The sequence below is a fragment of the Rhizobacter sp. genome (genome assembly GCA_021153565.1).
Taxonomy (GTDB): Bacteria; Pseudomonadota; Gammaproteobacteria; order Burkholderiales; family Burkholderiaceae_C; genus Albitalea.
In genome coordinates this window covers 1-8359 of record JAJKJU010000349.1, presented here as the reverse complement: position 1 = coordinate 8359, position 8359 = coordinate 1, and the positions used below count along the sequence as shown (strand labels likewise).

General features: G+C 61.4%; 6 protein-coding genes. 2 read left to right on the top strand and 4 right to left on the bottom strand.

The window, feature by feature from the left end:
* Positions 1-341: 341 nt before the first annotated feature.
* From AC30NL_RS21570 to AC30NL_RS21555, 4 genes are read right to left on the bottom strand one after another with little or no spacing between them, the layout of a single operon-like run.
* Positions 342-1625, bottom strand: a complete 1284-nt coding sequence (locus AC30NL_RS21570; protein ID WP_489466035.1) for an ABC transporter permease — start codon at positions 1623-1625, stop codon at positions 342-344.
* Positions 1618-2307, bottom strand: a complete 690-nt coding sequence (locus tag AC30NL_RS21565; RefSeq protein ID WP_489466034.1) for an ABC transporter ATP-binding protein — start codon at positions 2305-2307, stop codon at positions 1618-1620. Before AC30NL_RS21565 ends, AC30NL_RS21570 begins: the two co-directional genes overlap by 8 nt.
* A 16-nt stretch (positions 2308-2323) precedes the next feature.
* A complete protein-coding gene (locus AC30NL_RS21560) occupies positions 2324-3670 on the bottom strand; it encodes an efflux RND transporter periplasmic adaptor subunit (protein WP_489466033.1) in 1347 nt (448 codons plus the stop codon).
* Positions 3671-3705: 35 nt separating this feature from the next.
* Positions 3706-5223, bottom strand: coding sequence for a TolC family protein (locus AC30NL_RS21555; protein WP_489466032.1), 1518 nt, complete (start codon positions 5221-5223; stop codon positions 3706-3708).
* A 590-nt stretch (positions 5224-5813) separates the two neighbouring features.
* On the opposite strand from AC30NL_RS21555, the gene AC30NL_RS21550 reads away from it, so the two are divergent.
* Positions 5814-6887, top strand: a complete 1074-nt coding sequence (locus AC30NL_RS21550) for a hypothetical protein (protein ID WP_489466031.1) — start codon at positions 5814-5816, stop codon at positions 6885-6887.
* 707 nt (positions 6888-7594) lie between these two features.
* Entirely contained in the window at positions 7595-8137 is a 543-nt protein-coding gene (locus AC30NL_RS21545) for a GTP-binding protein (protein WP_489466030.1), read from the top strand.
* The last annotated feature ends 222 nt before the right edge of the window (positions 8138-8359 follow it).

Below are 8359 nucleotides of genomic sequence, written 5' to 3'. Positions count from 1 at the left end.
TGGCTCAGTTGCACAGCCTGCTGTGTGATGACCTCATGGCATTCGCTCAGCGTTTGCGGCAAGTCCGCCGCATCGCGCGGCGCTTGTTCCGCTTCAGGCATGGGGATTCCATTCATCGCCGCGCAGTATCTCCGCCATGCCTGCGTTTACGCCACCGATATCTCATGCCTCGTCGGCTCGATGCGACACCTTGCGTTGCAGTTCACTGCGTACTGGGTGAATAGATACCCAGCGCGCCATTCAGGGTGCAGAAAAACGCAGCCGTGGCTACACATGCGAAGTCGACTCAAGCGGGATCGCCGCTCGATCGCCCACTTCAATTGCTGCTCCCGACCCATTCATCACGCCTGCAGAGTTGCGACCGGGTTCATGCGGGCGGCGCGCATCGCAGGGTGAGCTCCTGCGAGCACGCCGCTGACCACGGCGAGCGCCCCGCATGCGAGTGGCATCGATGGGCTCAATGCGAATTCGATGCCGGCGAGCAGCAGTGCAGCAATGGCGCCAAGCATGCCGAGGACCACGCCAAGCAGTGCGCCGCACAAACACACGAAAACGCTCTCGGCGATGAACTGCAGAGCGATGTCTGCTGGCGCGGCACCCAGGGCCATGCGAAGGCCGATCTCCGAGCGGCGCTCCGATACCGACACCAACATCACGTTGGTGATGCCGAGCGATCCGACGGCCAGTGCCACAACGCCCAGTGCCGTGAGGAAATTGAGGTACAGCGAGACCTGCTGCTGGCGCATGTCGTTGATTTGAACCGCACCTACAGCTTGAAAACTGAGGCCGCTGTTTGCACCGAGCGCCGCATCGAGCCGCCGCGCCAACGACTGGGGCATGTTGACCCCATCCAAGGGCACGCGGGCGAGGATTTGCGGCTGCTCGAGCGAACCGCCCAACGCCGCCACGCTCGACTCACTGACGAAGATCGAGCGATTGACCTTCAAGGTCGTGAGTACCTCGTCTCCCGGATAGGGCGTGAGCACGCCGAGCAGGTACACGAGGCGCCCGCACAGTTCCATGGAAGAACCGGGCCGCAGGCCCGGCCTCTTGCGCCGCAGTTCCTCGTAGGCCGAGGCTCCTGCAACGACCCAGGGGCGATCCTCCGAGCCTGGCAGAAAAAATCGGCCATCCGACATACCTGTCGAAATGACCTGCGGCAGCCCCGCATCCGCTGCGAATACTTGCGTATCACCGAGACCCGTGTTGCTGGTGCGGCATGGCATCAACGGCCACACACGTGCCACGGCTTTCACGTCCGGCATGCTGCGCAACAGAGCCAGCACGGCCGCGCCCCCGTCGGTCAGGCGAGCCGGCTGCGCCCCCGTCAGTGCATCGGGCAATCCACTGCCGAATCGCGCCGCCATGCCGCCACTCGTGTCCGGACCTTGCGGGGCCTGGCTCAAGGCCGTGAGCGTCACCACGTCGCCGCCGAGCCGATCGAGCATGCGCGTCGCCTGGGCGGTAGCGCTGTAACCGATGACGAGCATCGATGTGATGGCGCCGATACCGATCGCGATCCCAATGACCGCCAGCGCGATCCGCCGCCAGTTCGACGTCATGCTTTGTCGGGCGAAGCGAATCGCCAGAACGACTCGCGTACGGATGTGAGCAGCTTCAACCATGGGTGCCGTTGTCCGACGTGACACGGCCATCCCGCATCACGATGCGCCGCGGCAGGCGGGCCGCGACCTCCAGGTCGTGCGTCACGACGACCAACGCACAGCCGTTGGTCCCAGTGCTTCGAATGAGCAGGTTGAGCACCGCCGCGCTGGTCGCGGTGTCGAGCGCGCCGGTAGGTTCGTCGGCGAGAAGAATCCGCGGCTTTCCGACGAGTGCGCGTGCGATCGCCACGCGTTGCCTTTGGCCACCGGAGAGTTGCGCTGGAAGATGTTCTGCCCGCGTGTCGAGACTGACGCTGGCCAAGGCCTCGAGGGCACGCTCTCTTGCGTCGCTCGCGGTGGCTCCGCGGTAGAGCATGGTGAGCTCGACGTTCTGCACTGCCGTGAGCTGTGGCAGCAGGTGATACTGTTGAAAGACGAGTCCGATGGACATGTTGCGCAGGCGGGCGCGTTGCGTGGGTCCGAGTTCCCGCGTGCTGATTCCATCGAGAACGACGTCACCTTTGCTTGGCGTGTCGAGCAAACCCACGAGGTTCATCAGCGTCGTCTTGCCCGAGCCCGAGGCTCCGACGACAGCGACCCTTTCACCCGCGTGCAGGCTGAGGCTCACATGGTCAAGAGCGTTCACGCGCTGCTTACCGACCTTGAAGATGCGAGAGACATCACCGAGTCGAACGAGCGGCATGGGGCATGCGACAGCGTCACTCATCATCACCTGAATTCAGGAGCCTGCGCAGCAGGCCACCAGGGCGACCCGTATTCGCCGCACCCTGTGCGACCCACACCTCGTCGCCGGCATCGACACCGGAACTCACCTCTGCGTCGATCACTCCGGTGCGTTGCAGGCTCACCGGTTGCAACTGCGCGGTTCTGGATCCCGCCTTTCGGATTCGAACGGAAGGCACACCAGCCTCATCCCAATGCAAGGCCGCAATAGGAACGAGAACTGCGGGCGACGATTTGCACGGCACGATCTTCACGGTCGTCGGCGCGCCCAGACGGAAGCGGGTTGCGCCGTCGGATGGCCGCGGCACGAGCACCTCCACCTCGAATTGCGGAGTCTCGGACCCGTTCGATCGCATCCCGGCAGCGCCGCGCGGTTGACTGGCCACACGCTTGACCGTGCCTTCGATGACATGCGCGGGATCGGAATTGAGACTCACCATGGCCTTGCGGCATGACTCGATGCGAGACACATCGGATTCATCAACCGCTGACTTGACCATCAAGGTCTGCGTGTCGGCGACTGTGAACAGCGCATCGCGGGTGGTCACATAGGCTCCTGCCCTTGGCTCGCGCACAGGCGTAGCCGCCGCCTGATCCGAAGGGTCGACCTGCGGTGCAGGCACCACCACGCCCGCGATCGGAGAGACGACCACGGCGGCGCTACGCTTCTTACGCAGTTCTTCCAGGTGTGCACGCCGGTTGCTCGTTTCGAGTTCCAGCATGCGAAGCCCCTGACCGCCCTTTTTGTTGCGCAACTGGATCAATTCCTCTTGTGCTCCGAGCACCTGGGCGCCCGCCGAGTCGAATTCCTGCTTCGCCGCATCAACTTCCTGGCGGGCGACAATTCCTTTTTCGAACAGCACCTGCGTTTCCTTGGCGCGTCGCATCGCGATCTGCACCGAGTTCCGGGCAGCTACAAACCTGCGGCTTGCCATGGCGTATTCCGGGGTCTCCTCCACGCGAATCGCATTGCCGAGTTCCTGTTCGGAGCGAATGAGCGCGATCTCGGCTTCACGTTCTTGCTGCTCCAGTTCTGTGCTTTCAATGCGCGCGAGGCGTTGCCCCTGAATCACCACATCGCCCAATTCGACGAAACGATCAGCCATGCGACCATCGAATGGCGCCGCGATAGTGATCTGGCTCCCAGCCTGCAAGTTGCCCCGCAGAACCACTGGTTCTGACGAGGCCCGGCTTTCGACTTTTTGCCAGTGACCCGCACCCGCTCCGTCCGCCGGGCTGAACGTGGCCGCCAGGCCCAGAGCAGCAAGGCCAGCCACTCCAGCCACAGACACCACGACGACTTGAACGGATCGCTTCTTCATCGCCTTGAATGCCCTGCGCATCAGCTCAACTCGCATCATTTCACTGCCGAGGCAAGCAGCGCATCGACGAGGCCGGCCGACTGCCATGCTTCGAGCACCGTCCCCGTCACACGCTGAACTTCGAGTTGCGCTTGCAGCACCGCGTACTGTGCTTGCAAGGCTTGCGCATTGGCTTGGCGCAGCGAGTCCTGTGCAACGGAAAGATCTGTCGCGCTGCTGCGGCCCAGGCGCGCCTTCTCGGTTTCATTGTCCAGCCGCTTCGCCGTCAATTCAGCCGAGCGTTGGGCAAGCCGCTGCTGCTCGATGGCGAAGGAAAGCGAACGCACCGCATCGCGAATCTCCGCGCTGGCGTTGCGCTGCGCCTCCGCCAGCGCAAGCTCCGCCTTCCTGACTGCGACCCCGGCGGCGTCGGCCGCGACACGGGCACTCGATTTGTCCAGCGTGATCGCGTAGGTCACACCCACCGCTTGTGACGTGCCCGAGCTTCGTTCCAGGGTCTTCACGGACTGGTTGTCCACTCGTGCATAGACGTTGAGCTGGTCGCGCAGGTTGTCGCGCGCGCTTATTCGCGACAGCTGCGCCGAAGAAACGTTGTCTTGCGCGATACGAACATCGGCACGCTGAGCAAGGCCCCTTTGCACTGTTGTCTGCTCGTCAGGAATGACCGGGTTGAGATAGGAGGTGAAGGATTCTGCCGTATTCACCGGCACCGAGTCCGGGTCGGGCGTTTGCATCCCCATCAGCGAGACAAGACGGCGCTTGGCAACCTGCTCGGCGTGCCGCGCCTGCGCCAACGCAAGTTCGGCGGCTGCGTCGTCGGCGTCGTTCTGAAGCAAAGCCGTTCGTGCAATATGTCCCGCAGCAAACAGCGACTCGTTGATCGCGTGAAGCTGCGCGGCCCGCTCGAGCGACGCCTGCGCGAGCTCCACACTTCGATGCGCCTGGTCCACCGCAAAGTACGCAGTAACGCAGTCGAGCACGATGGCGCTCATCGACTGCACGAAGTTTTTCTGGGTGCTCGAAAAGCCGATCTCGGCGAGCCGTTCATTCGCGGTGGCTACGGCCACGCCGGCGCCGCGGAACAAAGGCTTGGTGAAGGTGACCGACCGAGTCGTCTGGAGGGTCGTGGCCGAGACGCCCGCTGAAGATGTGACACTGGAATCAATGCCAGACCCATCGATCGACTTCAGCAGCGACGATCTCGCCACGCTTGCCGACACCGACGCGCCGGTGCGCAACTTGAGCGTGGACTCAAGCCCCATGCTGCCGGTCCGCGAACCGCTATCGGCCTCTCCACTGCTCGTGCTGCGACTGCGTTCGGCCTGCGCGGTCACTGTGCCTTGCGGAAGAAATTCGCGTCGGGCCAATGCCGCCTGTGCCGCCTGAACGCGAAGGTCCATGCCTTGCGAGAGCGCCGAGGCCCCCTGATGAAGTGCAGCGCGAACCACATCCTGTACTCGCAATGCCGACCAGTCGGGTTGTGGTGCGTCGGCCGCGACGGCAGGGCAACTGCCCAAGGCGATCACGAGCGTCGTGCACAGAAGGCTTGACAAGTTGTTTGGCCGTATGGTCGATGTAGTAAACATTCGCATGACGCTGTTGGTATCAATGCCTCGACTTGCAGGCTCATCAATTCGAAAGAGATTTTTGGCAAAGAGAGCGCGCATCGGCAGCCCCCGCTATCGCCATCCCGACAGCCTTGCGGCCGAGCCGGCCAAGGTTGGACGCATCGTCGGAATCCAGGCAAGCATTCGACGACTCCGGACGAGAACTGCCTACCGGTAAGTAGTCCCACCACGCTGACAGACTCAGTATCAGGATTGCCTTCGGGTCAAACATGACCAAAACATTCCGAACAATTGATGGTTCGTCACGAGATCAGGGTCTCGTGACAACCTGCACAAATTGGCGCCACGATTTCGCGTTCCGCGACATGGGTTCGGTTTGGCGTTCGAGCGTTCACTTGGTCGCGGCAAAGATCGGCTAGACCGAAGGTTTCGCGCAGCAAGACTTTGCCGGTTCAGCCAACCAAGTCCGGAACGCCGAGATGCTTATTTCACGCACCAAGCGGGTATGTCCCTCGCAAGTTGAAACGCCCAACAACTCCCAACGAGCCGCCCCGACCAGCGGCGGATCGAGGAAGTTGCTGCCCGGCAAGCTGAGCGGCCTCCTCGCTCGCCAGAAAGGGCCGGGCCCTGAATCGATGGCCCCCAGAAGCGCAACAAGTTTGCCGAAGTCAGACTGTCATTCAACCCCGCAAAAGGCATCCGGCATATCCGGCAGTTCATGGATGACAAAGGCCACCAAGGGCGTGAGCAAGGTCATGAACAGAGGCCTTCACAAGGCGGGAAAGGCATTCTCCGGCCTGGGCAACATCCTCCATGAACCACAGCATGAGCCGATCTATAGCCCCTATAGCAAGGCAGGGCAGGAGGAGGCGGCGTACTACGGCCACGAGGTCTCGCGAGAGACGCCCGCCAGCACGACGCCGTATCGTCAATCCTTCGTGAAGACCAACAGCCATTCACACGTTCCCACGGTCGCTCGCGAAATGACTTGGGAGGAACGGCGGGACGAAGACGCACGGGCGGAATACTTCCATGAGCGGCCGGACTACATGGTCCAAGAGCCTGACCTGGCTGCGCTTGAAAGAACGCGATCTGCATCTCGGATAAGGGCACCACAAGGCCTTGACACGTCTCCGCAAAAAATGATTTGGCGTTCGATGAGCGCTGCAGAGATAGAACTCGAACGGGCACGCGCGGACCACTACAGCGAGCAACCCAACATCAGCGAAGTTGTCGACCATGAGTCCATGTCCGGCCAATTCTTCATTGAAGGGCTCACCAGGCAGCTGTCAAAGCCATCCCCTGCCAAGGCAATGACAGACAACATGTCGGATTTCCTGTACGTCAACGACATGACTCACATCAACAAGTTCACGCCGCAAGAGTTCCTCGTGATGATGGTGAAATTGACCCGCGGGACGAAGTATGCGGACGCCACCAAGGATTTGATCAGGAAATCCGATATTGGAGCCAAACTGAAGGACCGCTGGAAAAAACTTCGAGACCTTCAAATCGCTGCTCGCGCTGAGAATAGCGATGCCCAGACCCTCACGTGGCTGATGGAGAACCATACGGAGGCCTTCATCGAATACCTCGGCTCCGGAAGCAAAAGGACAAAGAACATATTGCTCGAGTTGATCAATTCATGATCGATGTCTCGGGTTCGCAGTTCGATGTGGCGGACTGCGGGTTCAAAGCCACCCCTTTCAAGGTCTTTTATTGGCCCCTCTCCCCGTCTGGGGAGAGGTTGCGTGAGGGGCTGCGGCAATGGCAACCCATGGCTTTATTCACCGCCCACGGCCCTCACCCCCGCCCTCTCCCAGAGGGAGAGGGCGCGAAGACCTTGAAAGGGGTGAGGTTCAAAGCTCATTTCGTTCGGTCAAAGTCGACCATAGCGTCGTCAAGTCGATAGGGCCGAGCAATGTTTAGTCTCCCTGCATGGCACTACGGTGGCCCGAGCCCGATACCAGCGGCCACCCACTTCACATTCGATCCGGGCGCGGTTAGTTTCGCGTCGTCAATTGCGTGATCGACACCCACGGGGGCTTCGACCCTGGTCAATTGCAGCGCGAGCTTCGTGCTGCTCAAGTCGGTTCTGCCTGCCTCGCCGGTTTGATATGGGTCAGCAATTGACCTGCACTCCGGCGGAAAACGGGCCTCTGTCTACAGGGACTTGCCCCTGTGCTTGACGTGAATTAACACCGAAGACGAGGACACACCCCCAGCCTCGGCAGATATGATTCATTTACATCAGAAGTGCATTCACGGCGTCATAAATGATCCATCATTGCCTTGGCCCCGCCCTGAATCGCCCGCTTGACTGACCATGGAAAGCCGAATCCTATTGCTCGGCCCGATGGGCGCGGGCAAAACGACCGCCCTGCGCACCGTCAGCGACATCCACGACCCGGAGGTTCGCGCCTCGGATGAAGTGGCCAACCTCGATCCCACGACAACGATGCCCATGGACAGGGGAATCATGCGGCTCGAGGGGGATGACCGCCTCCTTCTGTACAGTGCCGCCGGTCAGGACCGTTTTCATTTCATGTGGGACGACCTGCTGGAGCAGGCAGACGCGGTCCTGCTGGTCCTCAATCATTCCGCTGCCGATCCGGTGCGCGACTTTCATCGCTACCATGCCCCGCTCCTGCGTGCGACCGATGGCCGCCGTCCGCTTGCGGTGGGCGTCACGCATACCGACCTGGCCCCGCTACGGTCGATGGACATCTACGAGGACTACCTTCGCCCGGTGAAGTCGCGTTGCGGATGCATGGTCTGCACGCCTTCCATCCATGCCATGGACGCCCGCAACCGCGCCGATGTGAGAGCCGTGCTGGCAACGCTGGCCATGATGCTCGAAGTGGGGCAGCGATTCACTGTCAAACCCTGCCTCGCGTGACTCTCTGTAGCGACCTCGGCACCGCATGGCATTCGGCGGACAGCCGGGCGAACGGTTGTTGATGACTTGACATCAGTTTGAATCGCACCCCATAGCACAAGCTTATGGCTGCGCTTTGCGCCTAGCCCAAGTTTGTCATTTGGCACTACGACCCCCAATGAAATCATTGACTTAGGACGATATGGCGGCGTGTATGGCACTACTTTTGTGTAGTGCCGGACG